This is a genomic window from Candidatus Accumulibacter sp. ACC012 (genome assembly GCF_907163155.1).
GTDB lineage: Bacteria > Pseudomonadota > Gammaproteobacteria > Burkholderiales > Rhodocyclaceae > Accumulibacter > Accumulibacter delftensis.
This window is the reverse complement of record NZ_CAJQUC010000019.1, coordinates 148,071-165,353: the sequence shown is the minus strand read 5'-3', so window position 1 is coordinate 165,353 and position 17,283 is coordinate 148,071. Positions and strand designations below refer to the sequence as shown.

Here is a 17,283-nt window from a genome sequence, read left to right as displayed (position 1 = left end):
GATGGCCCTGCTCATCGCCATCGCGGCCTCGCTCGGCGTGCATGCCTTGTTGCTCTTCACTCCGGAGTTCGATTTGCCGCCTTTCCCTGAGCCACCGCCGCTACGCGCCGAGCTCAAACCAGCAGCAGCGATAGAAACGCCGCTCGAGCCGCCGCCGAAAGCCGCCCTGACCGCCGCCAGCAAACGACCGGCAAAGCACCGCCAGGCGCGCGCCGCACCGCCGCCAGCACCAGCTCCGGTGTTGAAGGCGCACGAGTCGCCGCTGGCCGTCGCGGAGCCGGCAATTGGCAGACCAACGGGCACGTCAATGCCACCAGGCACCGAGCCGGCCGCGACAGCGATCGGCCCGCTCGCACTGGCGACGCCTTCGGCAGCAGCCGCGGGCATGCCTGACGCGTCCCGGCTGCCGGCACGCGGGACGATTCACTACCGCGTCGACCGCGGCGATCAAGGCTTCATGATTGGCCAGTCGACGCACGACTGGGTGGTCGTCGACGGCGTCTACCGGATTACCGCGGTGACCGAAACCAATGGTCTGGTGGCGCTGTTCAAACCCTTTCGAATCGAACTCGAAAGCCGCGGCACGGTGACCGCTGCCGGGCTGGTTCCCGAGCAATTCAGCAGCCGCCGCAAGGGCCGCGCGACCGGCGAACAGGCCGAGTTCGACTGGCAGCAGATGCAGGTTCGCGTCGGCCAGCGGCCGGCGCAAGCACTGAGCACTGGCGCCCAGGATCTGCTCTCCTTTCCTTACCAGCTGGGACTCCTTCCCGATCTGGCTAGCGGCACCCTGATGCCCGTGGCCACCGGCAAGAAATACGAGCAGTACCGGTTCGAGGTCGTCGGCGACGAGGACGTCGAGACTCCGGCCGGAAGCTTCCGCTCGCTGCACCTGCGGGTAGGCGGCGTTTCGCCAACCGAACTGTGGCTGGCCTACGATCGTTCGCTGCTGCCGGTGAAGATCCTGCATACCGACCACAAAGGCGCCATTTTCGTCGAAATCGCGACGTCCATCGAATTAAGCGAGGAACCATGAGCGCGCATCCTGCCGTAGCCCGAGTTAGTCCGGCCCGCACTACCCCTGCCCGTTTCACCCCGGCCATTTTCCATCATGCCCAGAAGCTGCTCTCCGAACTGCTGCGCTCGGAGTTTGCGGCCGATCGCGTGGTTGCCGACTATTTCCGCCAGCATCGCGAACTCGGCCACGCCGACCGCAGTTTCGTCGCTGACGCGGTGTTCACCGTGCTGCGCCGCAAACGTTCCCTGTCCGCGCGCTGCGCCGGCGAGCTGACCTCACGGCGCTTGTTGCTCGCCGCGCTGGCCTGCCTGCAAGGCATGAACCGGCGCGAACTCGAAGCGGTGCTGAACGAGGCCGAGAGTCACTGGCTGGCACACGCGAAAGCCGTGCAAGTCAGCGAGCTGCCAGCGGCCGTACGCCTGGATCTGCCCGACTGGCTGCATGCGCTGCTCAGCGAACAATTCGCCGCCGACGAAATCGAGCCACTGGTCGCCGGACTCAATCAGCCGGCGCCCCTGGATCTGCGCGTCAATGCCCTCAAAAGCGGACGCGAGGAAGTCCTCGAACGACTACGCACCGACGGGCTGAGCGCCGAAGTGTGCCGCTATTCACCGCATGGCATCCGCCTGGCCGGCAAGCCGGCGCTGTCACAACACCCCTTGTTCGTCGACGGCAGTATCGAAATCCAGGACGAAGGCAGTCAGCTGCTTGGCTTCCTGCTGCAACCCAAACGTGGCGAAATGGTCGCCGACTTCTGTGCCGGAGCGGGTGGCAAGACTTTGCTGCTCGGCGCCCTGATGCGCTCGCAGGGAAGGCTCTACGCCTTCGATGTTGCCGAACACAGGCTGGCCCGCCTGAAGCCCCGCCTGGCTCGCTCGGGACTATCGAACGTCCATCCGGTCCGCATCGAATCCGAGCGCGACATCAAGATCAAGCGTCTGGCAGGAAAGCTTGATCGCGTGCTGGTCGACGCGCCCTGCTCCGGCCTCGGCACGCTGCGCCGCAACCCCTACCTGAAGTGGCGGCAGACGCCGGCAAGCGTCGCCGAACTGAGCGCCAGGCAGGCGGCCATTCTATCCGCCGCCGCCAGCCTGGTGAAAACCGGCGGGCGACTGGTCTACGCGACTTGCAGCCTCCTCGAACAGGAGAACGAGGCCATCGTGCGCACATTTCTGGAGCAGCACCCCGAGTTTGTCCTCTGCTCGGCCCAGGAGATCCTCGCCAAGCAGGACATTGCCATCGACTGCGGCGAGCAGCTACGCTTGCTGCCGCACCGCCACGGTACCGATGCCTTCTATGCCGCGGCAATGGAACGGCGAGTGAGTGAGTGAGTGGTAAACCGGGCGCGCAAAAAAATCCCGCAGCTTGAACAGTGCGGGATGAAAAGCCCATCTTCAGATGATGGGCGGCAGGGAGGTGTCTAGGGTTGCAGCTTTCGTATCAACCCGCTGCAGAGCGAATCGCTGATGATCAGCCTGGCCGGCGCGTGCAGCAGCAGGGGACGTCGACCACCAAGCATTCAACGCCGTTTGCGACGACTGTACTGCCAGCAACGTGCGCAGTACCAGACCGCAGTACCTCCGGCGGAGATCAGCAAGGCCTTGAGCAGTTCCATTTCGCCAGCGCTGAGCACATCCCAGGCGACGATCCCGACGAAGATACCGACGCCTTCGGCAATCGGGACAGAGACGGGAGGAACAGCCAAAGCGATCAATTACCGGCTGGCGCGTGCTGCTGCGTCTCGCTGCAAGCGGCCGCATAAACAACCTCATCAATGCCCACGTGGCACGCGCAAGCGGCTTCGCAAGCGAAGAAATGCTGACGCGTCGCGGCGAAGAACTGCTCGTAGCTGAGCTTGAATTCGTTCATTTGGCCTTCCTTTTTCGTAATCCAGGAACAGCCGCCGATGATAGGGATGCGCAGCCGACTCGTCTGCAGGCATTGCGTCAGCTTTCAGTGACGTTTTGTGACAGCGGCCAGGCAAGGGTGAAGCGGGCGCCGCCAAGCGGCGACTCCGCGGCGCTGGCCTGGCCGTGGTGTTGCTCCATGACCAACTGCACGATGGCCAGCCCGAGACCGTAACCGCCGGTCGACCGATCACGCGATCGGTCGAGGCGTGTGAAGGGCGAGAAGACCCTTTCGCGCTCGTCCGCCGGGATACCGATGCCGTCGTCGTCGACATGCACCAGGATTTGCTCGCCGAGCACCTGTGCGCTGACCCGGATTTTCCCTTGCGCATACTTCATGGCGTTGCGCAGCAGATTTGAAATCGCGTGCGGCATCGTCCGGCGATCGAGCTCGACGTAGAGCATCGACGGCAAAGTCGCGGTATCGACCTGCAGGTCGAGCTTTCCTTCCAGCAAGCGGCTGCTCTCCACCTGCTCGTCAAGCCATGTCCCCAAGTCAACGGCGGTGAGCTGCAGATCGGGTTGTTCACGGCCGAAACGCGCATAGGTCAGACTGGCGTCGATCAGGCCGTCGAGTTCATCGAGGTCCGCTTCCATCAAGCGCCACAGGCGCTCGCGATCGGCCGGCACTTCGGAGCCTGCCAGCATCTCGAGGGCGAAGCGGATGCGCGCGATGGGCGTGCGCAACTCGTGCGAAATGGCACTCGACAAGTCTTTCTGCGTGGCAATCAGCCGCTGGATGCGTTCGGCCATGCCGTTGAGGGTCTCGGCGAGCGGCCCGAAAGCGCTGCTGCGCATCGTTGGCGCACGTGCTTCGAAAAGCCCCTCGCCCAGAGCCCGTGCGGTCTGGCGCATGGCTTCCAGGTCGCGCCAAACGGGGTGCACCCAGAGCCAGACGACAATCGCCAGACAGACGCCAATCAGGCTCCAGGTCAGCAGACTGATGCGCAGGTCGAGCGGCATGCCGCGGTGGTACTGGGGATTGCGGTCCGGCGAGATCGGGCCGACGACGAGGACCTGTGAGCTCTGCTTGAGTCGATGATAGAGGATGTCGCCCTGAGCATCGATCGCCAACTCGCCGTTGTCGAGCTTCTCGGCCTGTTTCGGCGGCAGATGCAGCGTCCAGCGCTCGACGATATCGAGCCGATAGGCAAACTTCTGGTCAAGCGCAGCGATCGCCTGCGGCCATTTTGAACGCGGTTTGCGGAACAGTTCGTCTTCGATCAGAACAATGGTGCCCTGCATGAAGCGGCTGGTGTAATCGTCGGTAATGCCCTTCACCGCTGTCGAAATGACAAAATCAGCGAAGATGGCAATGGCCACGAACGAACCCATCACCAGCAGGTAGAAGTTGAAGAACAGCCGCGCCAGGCTGTAGCGCTCGCGCCAGGGCGCCGGCGTGTACGGCGCGAGGATCGACAGCAGTTTGCTGCTATTGCCAATCATGCTTGCTGAACAGGTAGCCTTTGCCGCGGACGGTCTTGATCCGTGTCGGGTTCTCGGGGTCGTCGCCGAGCTTGCGGCGCAGGCGCGAAATACGCGCGTCGATGGAACGGTCAAGGCCGTCAAAACCGATGCCACGCAGTTCCTGCAACAAATCGTCGCGAGACAGAACGCTGCCGGCGTGGCGGGCAAGCAACCACAGCAGGTCGAACTCGGCGGTGGTCAGGTCGATGCAGTCCGCCCCCAAACAGGCGGTGCGTGTTGCCTGGCTGATATGAAAGCTGCCAAAAGTGAGTTCGGCGGGTCTGCGCGCGTCGGCGCCGCCAGCGCTGACCGGCGAACGGCGCAACAGCGCCTTGATCCTGGCCAGCAACAGACGCGGCTGCACCGGCTTGGCGATGTAGTCGTCGGCTCCCAGTTCCAGGCCAAGGATCTGGTCGAAATCCTCATCACGTGCGGTCAGCATCAGGATCACCCCCTGGTAACGCGCCCGCACGGCACGACAGATCTCGAAGCCGTCCTTGCCCGGCAACATGACGTCGAGAATCACCAGATCCGGGCGCTCGGCGAGGATGCGTGCCTCGGCAGAGTTGCCATGTCCCTCGACAAGCACTTCGAGATCATTCTTGCGCAGGTACTCGGCAGTGAGTTCGGCGAGGCGCTCATCGTCCTCGACCAACAGGATTCGTGTCTTCATGGCGCAATGATAGCGGGTTGTTGGTGGCGAACAAATGCATGCTGGCGATCAACGCCGAAACAGCCGACAGACAGCGGCCATCCATGGCCGGAACAGGGCGCCTTCCGGCATGCGTGCGCCCGTTTTGCTGAGCGCACTTATTGCCTTACAATCGCAGGTTCGTGATTTTGAGGGTGTTCAATGTACGCTGGAATCGTCGACTGGCCTTGGTGGGCCTACGTGCTGGCAACGCTGGCCTTGACCCACGTCACCATTGCCTCGGTAACCATCTTCCTGCACCGCCATCAAGCGCATCGCGCGCTCGACCTGCATCCGCTGGTGGCGCATTTCTTCCGTTGCTGGCTGTGGCTGACGACGGGGATGGTAACCAAGGAGTGGGCGGCTATCCATCGCAAGCACCATGGCAAATGCGAAACCGCCGAGGATCCGCACAGTCCCCAGGTGTACGGCATCCATCGGGTCCTGTGGACGGGGGTGTTTCTGTACGTCAAGGAGGCCAGAAATACCGAGACCCTGCAACGTTACGGTCATGGAACACCCAACGACTGGCTCGAGAATCACCTCTACTCACCGTGGCACAAACTCGGCGTGGTGATCTTGCTGGCCATCGACACCGCCGTCTTCGGCGTTCTTGCCGGACCACTGATGTGGGCCGTGCAAGTGGCCTGGATTCCCTTCTGGGCGGCCGGCGTGATCAATGGCCTCGGCCATTTCTGGGGCTATCGGAATTTCAGCACCGAAGACGCGAGCACCAATCTCTCGCCACTGGGCATCCTGATCGGTGGTGAGGAACTGCACAACAATCATCACGCTTTCCCGACCTCGGCCAAGCTGTCGTATCGCTGGTACGAATTCGACATCGGCTGGCTCTATATCAGCATTCTTGCGGCGCTTGGCCTGGCCCAGGTCAAGAAAGTGGCACCGAGACCTCGGCTGGGAACGCTGCGGCCGGTGGTCGACCTCGACACCTTGCAGGCGGTAATCACCAACCGTTATGACGTCATCTCACGCTACACCCAGTCACTGAAGCAGGTCTACCACGAGGAAGTTAGCAAGCGCCAGGACCGCAGTCGTTTCAAGGGCCTCAAGCCCTGGCTGGCCGAACATGCCGGCGACGTCCCGCAGGAATTGCGCGCGCGGCTGGAATTGCTGCGCGGCGAGAGCCGTGCGCTGCACACGCTCTACGCCATGCGCGAGGAGTTGGTGGCGGTCTGGGAGCGTTCGAATGCTTCGCGCGAGCATCTGCTCAAGGCGCTGCAGGACTGGTGCGAACGCGCCGAAAACTCGGGGGTCCGCCAGTTGCAGGAACTGTCGATGCGTCTGCGCAGCTACGTTCCGGCCTGACGGTCATGACATGTCGAGATACCGCGGATCATGAAAGTCATGACCGTTTCCCTCTTCCCCAGACCCTTCTCCCGCAGGGGGAGAAGGGAGTTTCGTGAGTCGCTTGCGCGACTTTCACATTAACCCAACAAGCCCGATGCGTCTCTCGCTGCGGGCCTGTTTCGGCCTATTAGCCCTGTTTGCGGTCGGGCTGACCGGCGCCGGGCTGCTCATCGGCGAACTGATGAAACTACAGCCCTGCCCCTTGTGCATCTTTCAGCGTCTGCTCTATCTGCTGATCGCCTGCCTTGCCCTGTGCGGCGTGCTCCTTCCCGGCTGGTGGCGCGCCTGGGGAGTGCTGGTCGGCTTGACCGCTAGCGGCGGACTGGGCACCGCCGCCTATCAGACCTGGCTGCAGCAGAATCCAGAAAGCAGCATGGCCTGCGGGTTTGGCGAGCCGACCGTGATCGAGCAGATCGTCAACTGGTTCGGCGTGCGCTGGCCCGACCTCTTCCTGGCCACCGGCTTCTGCTCGAGCAAGGACTGGGTTTTTCTCGGCCTGTCGATGGCCAACTGGTCGATCGTCTGCTTCCTTGCTGTCATGGTCGCTGCCGCGCAACTGGTCAGCAAGGGCCAACGGCCCTGAGGGCCGCGCCGCTCGTTCAGGAGCGGCCGGTGCTGCCGAAACCGCCTTCGCCGCGCGAACTGGCGGCAAAATCCTCGACGACGTTGAACGCCACCCGCAAGACCGGGACAACCACCAGTTGCGCCAGGCGCTCGAGCGGTTGCAGGGTGAAGGCTTCGCTGCCGCGGTTCCAGGTCGACACCATCAGCTCGCCTTGATAGTCGGAATCGATCAGGCCAACCAGATTGCCAAGGACTATCCCGTGTTTGTGACCAAGCCCCGAACGCGGCAGGATCATCGCCGCCAGACCGGGATCGGCAAGATGAATCGCCATGCCGGTCGGAATCAGCACCGTTTCGCCCGGCTTGATTTCTATCGGGGCGGCGATACAGGCGCGCAGATCCAGTCCGGCCGCGCCGCCGCTGGCGTATTGCGGCGGCGCATCGCCCAGCCGCGGGTCGAGCAGTTTGACGTCCACCGACAGCTCGCCTGTGCCGTTCATCACCTCTTCTCCAACAACTGCGCGATGCGTGCCACGAGTTGCCGCGCGAGGTCAATCTTTGCTGCTGGGGCGAGCGGATGCTGGCCGTCGTCGTCAAACAGAATCAGCGTGTTGCGGTCGCCAGCAAAGCCGTCCTGGATGAGGTTGCCGACGATCAACGGGATCTTCTTGCTGCGCCGCTTGCTTTCCGCGTACGCGGGCAGATTCTCACTTTCGGCGGCAAAACCCACGCACAGAGGCGGCGAAGGCAAGGCAGCGATTTCGCCGAGAATGTCCGGATTGGCGACCAGCTCGATGGTCGGCGGCGAGGCCTGCAGGCGCTTCTTGATTTTCTGCCCGACGACCTGTGCCGGCCGGTAGTCGGCGACGGCCGCCACGGCGATGAAAACGTCGTTCTCGGCAACCAGCGCGTGCACCGCCGCGTGCATCTGCAAGGCGCTGCTCACGGAAACGCGCCTGACTCCCGCCGGACAAGCGAGAGCGACGGGCCCGGAAACCAGCGTCACCTGCGCCCCCGCCTCGTGCGCTGCGCGGCTGATGGCATAGCCCATCTTGCCGCTCGACAGGTTGGTGATGCCGCGCACCGGGTCGATGGCCTCGAAAGTCGGCCCGGCGGTGAGCAGTACCCGCTTGCCGGCCAGCAGCTTCGGTTGCAAGTAGGCGACCAGCGCGTCGCGGATTTCTTCCGCTTCCAGCATTCGCCCCGGACCGCTTTCGCCACAGGCCTGGTCGCCACTGCCCGGACCAACGATGAGCACGCCGTCGCCGCGCAGGGTGGCGACGTTGCGCACGGTGGCCGGGTTTTCCCACATTTGCCGGTTCATGGCCGGCGCCACCAGCAAGGGGCAGTCGCGCGCCAGCACCAGAGTGGTGAGCAAATCGTCGGCCAGACCATTGGCCAGCTTGGCGAGAAAATCGGCTGATGCGGGAGCAACCAGGAGCAGGTCGGCTGCCCGCGAGAGGTCGATGTGCGCCATGTTGTTGGCCACCCGCGCATCCCATTGGTCAGTAAAGACCGGCTGGCCGGACAGCGCCTGAAAAGTGACCGGGGTGACGAAATGCGTCGCCGCCTCACTCATCACTACCTGCACGCTGGCGCCCTCCTTTATCAGCAGGCGGAGCAATTCTGCCGCCTTGTAGGCGGCGATGCCGCCAGTGACGCCGAGGACGATGCGTTTTCCTGCGAGTTCCATGCGCTGTGCTCTTGATCTGATTGGGATTGCTTGGCGGCACATTCTACTGGAGAAGATCGCCCCGAGGTGCGCCACCGCCCGGCAGCAATAGCCGCCCCCGGCTGTTATCACTACGCTGCGTGCCAATCAGTCGATCAGCCCGCCGCTGCGTAGCCGGAGCGAGCGGGCGGGCGATTCACTTCCGTCCCGGCAGGCGTGGGATAATCGGCCCATGCTCGCCACACCTGCCACACCCGCCACACCCGCCACACCGGCAATGACCGCCATCCAGCGGCTGCCCGATCTGCTGATCAGCCAGATCGCCGCCGGCGAAGTTGTCGACCGACCCGCTTCAGCGCTCAAGGAGTTGCTTGAAAACGCACTCGACGCGGGCAGTTCGACGATTCAAATCCAGCTCGAAGAAGGCGGCGTCAAGCTGATCCGCGTCAGCGACGACGGTGCCGGCATCGCGCGCGACGAACTGGCTCTCGCCCTCACCCGCCACGCGACCTCGAAAATCGGCTCGCTCGAAGATCTCGAACGCGTCGGCACGCTCGGTTTTCGTGGCGAAGCGCTGGCTTCGGTCGCCGGTGTCGCGCGAGTCACGCTGACCAGCCGTAGGCGCACCGCTATCGATGATCACGGCGAGCGTGGCAAGCACGGCGACGGCAGCGCAGCAGCGCACGCCTGGCGGCTCAGCGCCGAGCCGGGGGCGGCACCCGAGCCAGCCGCGCTGCTCGCCGGCACGGTGGTCGAAATGCGCGACCTCTACTACAACACGCCGGCTCGCCGAAAATTCCTCAAATCCGACGCCACCGAATTCGCGCATTGCGCCGAGGCCGTCAAGCGCATTGCGCTGGCGCACCCGGAGGTCGCTTTCACCCTGTCGCACAATGGCCGCGTCAGCCTGCACCTGAAGAAAAGCGACGCCCGCGGCCGTGTCGGGGCGATCCTCGGGGATGACTTCCTGGCCGAGTCACGGCCACTCGACGTACGCGCCGGAGCGCTACGCGTCACCGGCTTCTGCGCCCTGCCGGCCTACTCGCGAGCACGCAATGACGCCCAGTATTGCTACGTCAACGGCCGCTTCGTGCGCGACAAGCTGTTGCTGCATGCGCTACGCGAGGCCTACCAGGATCAGCTGCACGGCAGCCGTTACCCGGCCTACTGCGTCTTCCTGACCATCGACCCGGCGACGGTCGACGTCAATGTGCATCCCCAGAAAACCGAAGTCCGCTTCCGTGATGCGCGCGCCGTACATCAGTTCGTCTTTCACGCCGTGCAGCGTCTGCTGGGCAGTCCCCTGGCCACCACGGCCAGCGCTGCAGCGCAGCCAGCGCCCTGGACCGAACAATCTCGCTGGCCCCAAGGACCAACGGACCCGAGCGCACCGGCCAGCGGCGAATCCTCATACGGGGCCCGGCTTCCGTATCAGGGTTCGCTGCACGTCGGTGAGCCGCGCCCCCCCGGCACGGCTGGCAGCGCCAACGCCTACCTCGCCTTCGTCGGCACGGCGCAGCCGCCGGCCGACAGCCTGCCCGGCACCTTAGCCGACCCCCCTGCCCCGGAGACCGGCGGCCCGCCACTCGGCTATGCCCTCGCGCAACTGCACGGCGTCTATATCCTGGCGCAGAACAGCCAGGGCCTGGTGGTCGTTGACATGCACGCCGCCCATGAACGCATCCTCTACGAGAAGCTGAAGCTGGCGCTCGCCGATCAGCAAGTAGCCACCCAGGCGCTGCTGATTCCAGCGGTTTTCAGCGCCGCAGCGGTGGACGTCGCCACCGCCGAGGAGCACGCCGACGCGCTGCAGCAGCTCGGCTTCGAACTGGCGCCGCTGGGCCCTCGTCAGCTCGCCGTCAGACGCGTTCCGGCGCTGCTGCAGGGCGCCGACCCGGCAAGCCTGGCGCGCTCGCTACTCGGCGAGCTGCGCGAGCACGGCGTCAGCCAGCTGCTCACCGCACGCCGTAACGAGTTCCTCGCCAGCATGGCCTGCCACGGCGCCGTGCGCGCCCGCCGCCTTCTGTCGATCGCCGAAATGAATGCCCTGCTCCGGCAAATGGAGGAAACCGAACGGGGCGACCAGTGCAATCACGGCCGTCCGACCTGGACGCAGCTGAGCATGGCCGAGCTCGACCGCCACTTCCTGCGCGGCCGCTGAGCGTGTGCGCAGGAAGTGGCGATCAGCGACCGCCGGCGATCCTGCTGATGGGGCCGACCGCCAGCGGCAAGACGGCAGTGGCCATGGCTCTCGCACGGCGCTTCCCGGTGGAGCTGATCAGCGTCGATTCGGCGCAGGTCTTTCGCGACATGAATATCGGTACCGCCAAGCCCGACGCCGCGACCCTGGCCGAATTTCCACATCAGCTGATCGACCTGATTCCGCCGACCGAAGTCTACTCGGCGGCGCGCTTCCGTACCGACGCCCTGGCGGCGATGGCCGAGATCAGCGCGCGTGGACGCGTGCCGCTGCTCGTCGGCGGCACCATGCTCTACTTCAGGGCACTGCTCGAAGGCTTGGCCGAACTGCCGCAGGCCGATCCAGCCACGCGCGCAGAGATAGACCGCGAAGCCGCACTACGCGGCTGGCCAGCGCTGCACGCCGAACTGGCAACGATCGACCCGGCGACGGCAGCGCGCCTGCACACGACCGATGCACAGCGCATCCAGCGGGCACTGGAAGTATTCCGCTTGAGCGGTCGACCGCTGTCGACTCTGCTCGCCGCGGGCGAGAAGCAGAGCACGGCTTACCAGTTCACGGCCATCGGCCTGCTGCCGTCCGAACGCGCCGTCCTGCACCAGCGCATCGCCGAACGCTTTTCTGCGATGCTGGCCGCCGGCCTGGAAGCGGAAGTGGCCATGTTGCGCGAGCGCTACCTCTTGCACGCGGCGCTACCGTCGATGCGCTGTGTCGGCTATCGGCAGGTGTGGGAAGTACAGGATGGCCTGCTGCCACGCCGCGAGTTGCGCGACCGCGGCATCTTTGCCACTCGCCAGCTGGCCAAACGCCAGATCACCTGGCTCAGGAACACGCTGCGCTCAGAGATCGTCGACTGCCTCGCGGCCGACGCCGAAGAGCGCGTCGCGCAGCTGCTCGGCGACATTCTGCGCTGAGGGGGATGGATACGGCATGTGCTGGGGTCGGCGACGCATGCTGCTCACGCCGCGCTGCGCACTTCCTCTATGCTTACCGCCCGCCGCAGGACGTCACCAACCCCAGTGCCGATTTCGGTGAGCGCCTGCTTTTGCGACACCAGGCCATTCTCGACGTGAACCAGTTCTTCGATACGTTCTTCCAGCGTGTCGGTCGCCTGGTGAATGCGCTTGATGCTCTCCAGCCGGCGCTTCAGCTGGATCTGATGCTCACGAATCTGAATCTCCATCGGCGCCATGATCGCCTTCAGCCATGACTCGGCATCACGATTGGCATGCTCAAAGGTTTTCCGCACCTGTACCGCAACCTCCTCGAAGAAGCGCTGCGTGAGCTGCGACTTTTCGTGAGTCAGCAACTGGAACATGGTGTTGATGTGGGTATTGCACCACTGGTCGAGGCGATCGATTTCCTTTTCGTAGCGGCGCAGCGAAAACGCGATCGGCGTCCCCAGCTTCAGGCCATGCTCGACGGCAAACTTCTTGTAGATGACTTCCATCATGGTCGTGATTTCCGCAACCTCGCCACGCGATCTGCGGAGGTTGTCACGCGCCGCCTCAAAAAAATGCGCCATCGCTGTGGATAGCGTCTTCGAGAAAGTCGCCGCAACCATCGTTTCACGCGTGTGATTGGTCAGCAAGCGCAGCGGGTCGACACCGAGGTGCGCAAAGAGCTTGTTGGTCAGCTGTGAAAAGACGCTGCGCACCGCGTAGTAGCGCTGCAAGCCACTCTCGAACTCCTCCTTCTCATGACGCACCTTGCCCATCATGTACTCGACAACGCCCTTGTTCTTGCCGCGCAGCTCGGTGAGCTCGACGAGTTGTTCGCGCAAGCCAAGCAGGCGCGAGTCGAGCAGACTGCGCGTGCGCTGGTAGCAATCGGCGAACTCGCTTTCGGTATTGTCGCGAACGATTTCCTGCTTGGCCGGAATCAGCTCGTCGGTCAGCGCGCGCTCGAGCTCGGACACGCGACTGCGCTCGAGCAAGGGCTGATCGTCGTTGATCTTGGCGAGCAGCGCTTTCTGGGCGGAAACGGGAAAAATCTGGTTTTCCGGCAAATCCAGCGTCCATGCACAAGTTTCGACCTGTCGGCTGATTTCCGCATCGATCTCTTGCTGCGACTTGAGTTCGTCCCACAGGCTGTCAATCTTGTTCAGAACAACGATGCGCCCTTTCTTGCGGCCACCCGGCGTGCCGATGTGTTCGCGCCAGACCGTCAGATCCGACTGCGTGACACCGGTGTCAGCGGCCAGGATGAAGAGCACGGCATGCGCGTTGGGAAGCAGCGACAAGGTCAGCTCCGGCTCGGTACCGATCGCGTTCAGACCCGGCGTGTCGAGAATCACCAGCCCTTGCTGCAGCAGCGGGTGCGGGAAGTTGATGAGCGCGTGCCGCCAGCGGGGGATCTCGACGCTACCATCCTGACTAATGCGAAAGACAGCCGTATCACCGTCCACGATCGAGAAGCCAAGGCGTTCGGCGACCTTACGATCGACGCGGATAACTTCGCTGACCTGCCGAAGCGCCTCCTGCATCGCCCCCGCCGAAGCGGTGTCGAGAGGTACGACGGACCACTCATCGGGAAAGCGCTTGTACTCGCTGATACTGGTATTGGACTCGCGGCTAGCGATCGGCAGCAGTTCGATCGACGCCGGCTTGCTGGCGTCGAACATCAGCTCGGTCGGGCACATCGTCGTGCGACCGGCGGTCGAGGGCAGAATGCGATTGCCGTAATCGGCAAAAAAGATGGCGTTGATCAGTTCCGACTTGCCGCGCGAGAACTCGGCGACGAAGGCTACATGCAGGCGATCTTCACGCAGTTTGTCGAGCAATAGCGAGATTCGTCGATCGGTCTGGGCGTCGGTAAGTTCGTTCTCGACCAGCCAGCCGGAAAACCTGGCGAGCCGTTGCGAGAGCTCGGAACGCCATTCGCTATAGGCGGCAAGATTGTCAGCAAGCGTCATGGCCAGTCCCGGCACAGGAGAAAGTTTTGACTCTATCACAAAAGGCAGAGCAATCAGTGACATGGCATAGCAGTCGAGCGAGGCAGGAAGCGGCGGCGGTCAACGCTGGCAGGCCGGGCAGTAGAAGCTCGAACGGCCAGCCTGACGGAGCACGCGTATCGGCGTCGCACAGACCAGGCAGGGCTCGGCCTGGCGATCATAGACCGCGCACGAAAGCTGGAAGCAACCGGCACCGCCATCGCTATGCACGTAGTCGCGGACCGTACTGCCGCCCGCAGCGATCGATGCCGCAAGCGTCGCACGAATCGCCTCCGCCAAGACTCGGTAGCGCTGCAGGCTGATCCGGCCGGCACGCCGCAGGGGTGAAATACCGGCGCGAAAAAGGCTTTCGGCAGCATAGATATTGCCAATACCAACGACCAGATGACTGTCCATCAGCAGCGGCTTCACCGCCACCCGCCGCCCGCGAGTGACTGCGTAGAGCCACTCGCCGCAAAAGCCATCGGCCAGCGGCTCCCGGCCCAGCGCGGCGAGCGCCGGGTGCGCTTCGACGTCGGTACCTTCGTGCCAGAGCAGGGCGCCGAAGCGGCGCGGGTCGCGCAGGCGCAGAACGGTATGCTGGAATACCAGGTCCACGTGATCGTGCCTCTGCGCTGGCGTCCCCGGCGGCACCAGGCGCAAACTGCCCGACATGCCGAGGTGAATCAGCAACCAGCCGCCGCCGCGACTGCTTGCGCAGTCGAGCAGCAGATACTTGCCGCGCCGTAGAATGGCATCAATACGCAGGCCGGCCAGCCGCGCATCGAGTCCGAGCGGAATCTCGTGACGCAGCTTCGGCGTGCGCACGATGGCCCCGACCAGGCATCGCCCAGGCAAATATGGAAGCAATCCCTGGCGACTCACTTCAACCTCTGGTAGTTCCGGCATTGCTGCTACCCCGAAAAGTCCATAACATGCGCAGCAGGAATTATGACGCAATCTCCCCCGTCAGCTCCTGCAAGTGTTTGCAGCCAGCAAGGAAACCATGAAACCGATCACCAGCAATCTCCTCTGCGCCACCCTGTCGCTGGCCCTCGCCATGCCCGCCCAGGCTGCCGACGAAACAGCAGCCGGCAAGCAGGACAAAGCAACGCAGCAGAACAAGGCCAGCAAGCGCACGCCACAGAGTGCTTTGCCACAGACGCTCGCAGCGCATCCCGAGGCCACCGACACCAAGGAACTGACCGGCCAGATCGTCTATCAGGTACTGCTGGCCGAAGTCGCCTTGCAGCGCGGCCAGATAGAGTTTGCCAGCCAGGCCTACGCCGACCTGGCAATGCGCACGCGCGACCCCAAAGTCCTCGAAAGAGCCATCGAGGTCGCCGGTTATGCGCGCCGCTTCGAGCGCGTTGTCAAACTCGCGCGCTTGTGGGTGCAAGTCGAGCCGGACTCGAAACGTGCACAGCAGGTGCTGGTCGGCGTGCTGGTGCTGACCAATCAGCTGAACGGCCTGGCACCCCGCTTGATCGACATGCTCGCGGCCGACCAGCCGGCACTCCCCGGCAATCTGCTGGCGCTCAATCGGATGTTTGCGCGCAGCGCGGACCGGAAGGCCGTTCTGCAACTGATCAGCGCCATCGGCGAGCGCTTTCCAAGGCTTCCCGAAGCGCATTACGCGGTCGCCGTCGCCGCCAGCTCTGCCGGCGAGAACGACCGCGCACTCGCGGAAGTACGGCAGGCGCTCGCCCTGCGCCCGGATTGGCAGATCGGTGCGCTACTCGAGGCGCAGCTGCTGGCCCGCAACTCGCCGGCGGAGGCAATTGCCTCGTTGCAGAGCTTCGTCGCCAAGAATCCGGACGCGCGCGAGGCGCAGCTGCATCTGGCGCGTGCTCTGGTTGGCGAGAAACGCTATGCCGAGGCCAAGCGCCTGTTCGAACAGTTGCTGCAAGCCTACCCGGACAACCCGGATGTCGTCTTTCCGGTCGCCATCCTCGCCCTCCAGGAAAATGACAAGACGCTCGCCGAGGCGCAACTCAAACATCTGATTAGCCTCGACTTCCCGGACAAGAGCGCGCCTTACTATTACCTTGGCCAGATCGCCGAGGAAAGCAAGCGTGGCGACGAAGCGCTGGCCTACTATCAGCAGGTCGGCCCTGGCGAACACTATTTACCGGCGCAGATTCGCAGCGCCGCCATCCTTGCCCAGCAGGGCAAGCTCGACGAGGCGAGGCGCCAACTCAGCGCGGCAGCCGCGAGAGACCCGCAAATGCGGGTGCAACTGTTGATCGCCGAAGCGGCACTGCTGCGCCAGGCCGAGCAGAGCGCAGCGGCGCTGGCCTTGCTGGAACATGAACTGGGCGAGCAAGCCGACCAGCCTGAACTGCTCTACGAATCGGCACTGCTGGCCGAGCGACTCGGACGCCTGGAAGTGATGGAAAAGCGCCTGCGCAAGCTGATCGCGCTGCAACCGCAAAGCGCGCAGGCTTACAACGCACTTGGTTACTCCTATGCCGATCGCAATATGCGACTGGCCGAAGCGCGTCAATTGATCGAAACGGCGCTCCACTTGGCACCCAACGACCCGTTCATTCTCGACAGCATGGGCTGGGTACTGTTTCGGCAAGGTGAGCTCGAAGACGCACTGACCCATCTACAGCGCGCTTATGCGCAGCGCCCCGACGCCGAGATCGCGGCCCACCTGGGTGAAGTGCTGTGGATGCTCGGGCGCACGGACGAAGCGCAGCGCACCTGGAACGAGGCGCTGCAGCGGCATCCGGAAAGTGCGGAGATCCAGGAAGTGCGGAAGAGGTTCTTGCCCTGACTGCGACTTTGACCTTGCCCTACCCCGCAGCCATTACCGGCAGGCCGTTGTTCAACGCCATGCGGGTGCGGCTGTCCGCCGTTCTGCTTCTTGCGCTGCTCACATTGACCGCCTGCAGTAGCGCACCGCCCTCGGCGGAGCGGCCATCGCCCGTACAACGCGACGAGCTGCAGGCTTTCTCACTGGCGGGCCGCTTTTCATTGCGCCAGGAAGGACAAAGCCACAGCGGCCGGCTGGACTGGCGACACGCCGAAGAGAGCGATGAACTGCTGCTCTCGTCACCCCTCGGACAAGCCATGGCCGAAATCGTCAGCAACCCTGATGGCGCCCGCCTGAACAGCGCTGACGGAAAAACGCAAACGGCAGCCAGCGCCGACGAGCTGCTGCAGGCCGTCCTTGGCTACCCCTTGCCCCTGGACAAGCTGGCCGACTGGGTACGCGGCCGGAGTCCGCAGGGCGGGACGATGGCCGTCGACGCCTTGGGCCGCCCCCTGCGCCTGCAATACGAAGACTGGCGCATCGCCTACGAGTACGACAGCGACGAGCGACAAGCCCTGCCTGGCCGGCTCTTCGTCGAACGCGAGGCGCTCCTTGAACTGCGCCTGCGCATCGACGAGTGGTTGCCGCTGATACCACTACGCGCCCCCCTCTCGCCGCGCGCCCCGGCAAGTTCGGCGCCTTGAGC

16 protein-coding genes are annotated in these 17,283 nt (G+C 64.1%); 8 read left to right on the top strand and 8 right to left on the bottom strand.

Annotation, left to right across the window (positions count from 1 at the left end):
- Nucleotide 1 precedes the first annotated feature (1 nt).
- Nucleotides 2-1,033, top strand: coding sequence for a DUF3108 domain-containing protein (locus QZ648_RS18715; RefSeq protein WP_291997943.1), 1,032 nt, complete (start codon nt 2-4; stop codon nt 1,031-1,033).
- Nucleotides 1,030-2,346 carry an RsmB/NOP family class I SAM-dependent RNA methyltransferase gene (locus QZ648_RS18710; RefSeq protein WP_291997942.1) on the top strand — a complete coding sequence of 439 codons (1,317 nt, stop codon included), beginning with the start codon at nt 1,030-1,032 and terminating at the stop codon, nt 2,344-2,346. Before QZ648_RS18715 ends, QZ648_RS18710 begins: the two co-directional genes overlap by 4 nt.
- 188 nt (nt 2,347-2,534) lie before the next feature.
- Here QZ648_RS18710 and QZ648_RS18705 read toward each other — a convergent pair whose 3' ends face one another.
- From QZ648_RS18705 to QZ648_RS18690, 4 genes are all read right to left on the bottom strand, one after another.
- Nucleotides 2,535-2,729 carry a hypothetical protein gene (locus tag QZ648_RS18705; RefSeq protein WP_291997941.1) on the bottom strand — a complete coding sequence of 65 codons (195 nt, stop codon included), beginning with the start codon at nt 2,727-2,729 and terminating at the stop codon, nt 2,535-2,537.
- Nucleotides 2,726-2,884 (bottom strand): hypothetical protein, encoded by a 159-nt coding sequence (locus QZ648_RS18700; protein WP_291997940.1) that lies wholly within the window; start codon nt 2,882-2,884, stop codon nt 2,726-2,728. The genes QZ648_RS18705 and QZ648_RS18700 overlap by 4 nt, the downstream gene beginning before the upstream one ends.
- 77 nt (nt 2,885-2,961) lie before the next feature.
- Nucleotides 2,962-4,368, bottom strand: coding sequence for an ATP-binding protein (locus QZ648_RS18695; protein WP_169065153.1), 1,407 nt, complete (start codon nt 4,366-4,368; stop codon nt 2,962-2,964).
- Nucleotides 4,355-5,062, bottom strand: a complete 708-nt coding sequence (locus QZ648_RS18690; protein ID WP_169065154.1) for a winged helix-turn-helix domain-containing protein — start codon at nt 5,060-5,062, stop codon at nt 4,355-4,357. The genes QZ648_RS18695 and QZ648_RS18690 overlap by 14 nt, the downstream gene beginning before the upstream one ends.
- Nucleotides 5,063-5,242: 180 nt before the next feature.
- Here QZ648_RS18690 and QZ648_RS18685 point away from each other — a divergent pair, with 180 nt between their 5' ends.
- Together QZ648_RS18685 and QZ648_RS18680 are read left to right on the top strand one after the other, a co-directional pair.
- Complete coding sequence (locus QZ648_RS18685) at nt 5,243-6,406, top strand: fatty acid desaturase (RefSeq protein ID WP_169065155.1); 1,164 nt, start codon at nt 5,243-5,245, stop codon at nt 6,404-6,406.
- Nucleotides 6,407-6,500: 94 nt separating this feature from the next.
- Nucleotides 6,501-7,031, top strand: a complete 531-nt coding sequence (locus QZ648_RS18680) for a disulfide bond formation protein B (protein ID WP_291997939.1) — start codon at nt 6,501-6,503, stop codon at nt 7,029-7,031.
- Nucleotides 7,032-7,047: 16 nt separating this feature from the next.
- On the opposite strand, the gene dut is transcribed toward QZ648_RS18680, so the two are convergent.
- Nucleotides 7,048-7,512 carry a dUTP diphosphatase gene (gene dut, locus QZ648_RS18675; RefSeq protein ID WP_169065156.1) on the bottom strand — a complete coding sequence of 155 codons (465 nt, stop codon included), beginning with the start codon at nt 7,510-7,512 and terminating at the stop codon, nt 7,048-7,050.
- Nucleotides 7,512-8,705, bottom strand: a complete 1,194-nt coding sequence (gene coaBC, locus QZ648_RS18670) for a bifunctional phosphopantothenoylcysteine decarboxylase/phosphopantothenate--cysteine ligase CoaBC (RefSeq protein WP_291997938.1) — start codon at nt 8,703-8,705, stop codon at nt 7,512-7,514. The genes dut and coaBC overlap by 1 nt, the downstream gene beginning before the upstream one ends.
- A 256-nt stretch (nt 8,706-8,961) precedes the next feature.
- On the opposite strand from coaBC, the gene mutL reads away from it, so the two are divergent.
- On the top strand, nt 8,962-10,845 hold the full coding sequence (gene mutL / locus QZ648_RS18665; RefSeq protein WP_291998015.1) for a DNA mismatch repair endonuclease MutL: 1,884 nt from the start codon (nt 8,962-8,964) through the stop codon (nt 10,843-10,845).
- Nucleotides 10,846-10,892: 47 nt separating this feature from the next.
- Complete coding sequence (gene miaA, locus QZ648_RS18660) at nt 10,893-11,798, top strand: tRNA (adenosine(37)-N6)-dimethylallyltransferase MiaA (protein WP_291997937.1); 906 nt, start codon at nt 10,893-10,895, stop codon at nt 11,796-11,798.
- A gap of 44 nt (nt 11,799-11,842) precedes the next feature.
- Here the strand turns inward: miaA and QZ648_RS18655 are convergent, their stop codons facing one another.
- Together QZ648_RS18655 and mutM are read right to left on the bottom strand one after the other, a co-directional pair.
- Nucleotides 11,843-13,798 (bottom strand): dynamin family protein, encoded by a 1,956-nt coding sequence (locus QZ648_RS18655; RefSeq protein ID WP_291997936.1) that lies wholly within the window; start codon nt 13,796-13,798, stop codon nt 11,843-11,845.
- A gap of 99 nt (nt 13,799-13,897) precedes the next feature.
- Nucleotides 13,898-14,725: a bifunctional DNA-formamidopyrimidine glycosylase/DNA-(apurinic or apyrimidinic site) lyase gene (mutM, locus tag QZ648_RS18650; protein WP_169065158.1), complete on the bottom strand. Its 828-nt coding sequence runs from the start codon at nt 14,723-14,725 to the stop codon at nt 13,898-13,900.
- A gap of 97 nt (nt 14,726-14,822) precedes the next feature.
- On the opposite strand from mutM, the gene QZ648_RS18645 reads away from it, so the two are divergent.
- Nucleotides 14,823-16,598 (top strand): tetratricopeptide repeat protein, encoded by a 1,776-nt coding sequence (locus QZ648_RS18645; protein ID WP_291997935.1) that lies wholly within the window; start codon nt 14,823-14,825, stop codon nt 16,596-16,598.
- A gap of 14 nt (nt 16,599-16,612) precedes the next feature.
- A complete protein-coding gene (gene lolB / locus QZ648_RS18640; RefSeq protein WP_291997934.1) occupies nt 16,613-17,281 on the top strand; it encodes a lipoprotein insertase outer membrane protein LolB in 669 nt (222 codons plus the stop codon).
- Nucleotides 17,282-17,283: the final 2 nt, after the last annotated feature.

Coding starts and splice junctions, on each gene's coding strand:
- QZ648_RS18715 (WP_291997943.1), top strand. CDS start 2: ATGGCCCTGCTCATCGCCATCGCGGCCTCGCTCGGCGTGCATGCCTTG.
- QZ648_RS18710 (WP_291997942.1), top strand. CDS start 1,030: ATGAGCGCGCATCCTGCCGTAGCCCGAGTTAGTCCGGCCCGCACTACC.
- QZ648_RS18700 (WP_291997940.1), bottom strand. CDS start 2,884: ATGAACGAATTCAAGCTCAGCTACGAGCAGTTCTTCGCCGCGACGCGT.
- QZ648_RS18695 (WP_169065153.1), bottom strand. CDS start 4,368: ATGATTGGCAATAGCAGCAAACTGCTGTCGATCCTCGCGCCGTACACG.
- QZ648_RS18690 (WP_169065154.1), bottom strand. CDS start 5,062: ATGAAGACACGAATCCTGTTGGTCGAGGACGATGAGCGCCTCGCCGAA.
- QZ648_RS18685 (WP_169065155.1), top strand. CDS start 5,243: ATGTACGCTGGAATCGTCGACTGGCCTTGGTGGGCCTACGTGCTGGCA.
- dut (WP_169065156.1), bottom strand. CDS start 7,512: ATGAACGGCACAGGCGAGCTGTCGGTGGACGTCAAACTGCTCGACCCG.
- coaBC (WP_291997938.1), bottom strand. CDS start 8,705: ATGGAACTCGCAGGAAAACGCATCGTCCTCGGCGTCACTGGCGGCATC.
- mutL (WP_291998015.1), top strand. CDS start 8,962: ATGACCGCCATCCAGCGGCTGCCCGATCTGCTGATCAGCCAGATCGCC.
- miaA (WP_291997937.1), top strand. CDS start 10,893: ATGGGGCCGACCGCCAGCGGCAAGACGGCAGTGGCCATGGCTCTCGCA.
- QZ648_RS18655 (WP_291997936.1), bottom strand. CDS start 13,798: ATGACGCTTGCTGACAATCTTGCCGCCTATAGCGAATGGCGTTCCGAG.
- mutM (WP_169065158.1), bottom strand. CDS start 14,725: ATGCCGGAACTACCAGAGGTTGAAGTGAGTCGCCAGGGATTGCTTCCA.
- QZ648_RS18645 (WP_291997935.1), top strand. CDS start 14,823: ATGAAACCGATCACCAGCAATCTCCTCTGCGCCACCCTGTCGCTGGCC.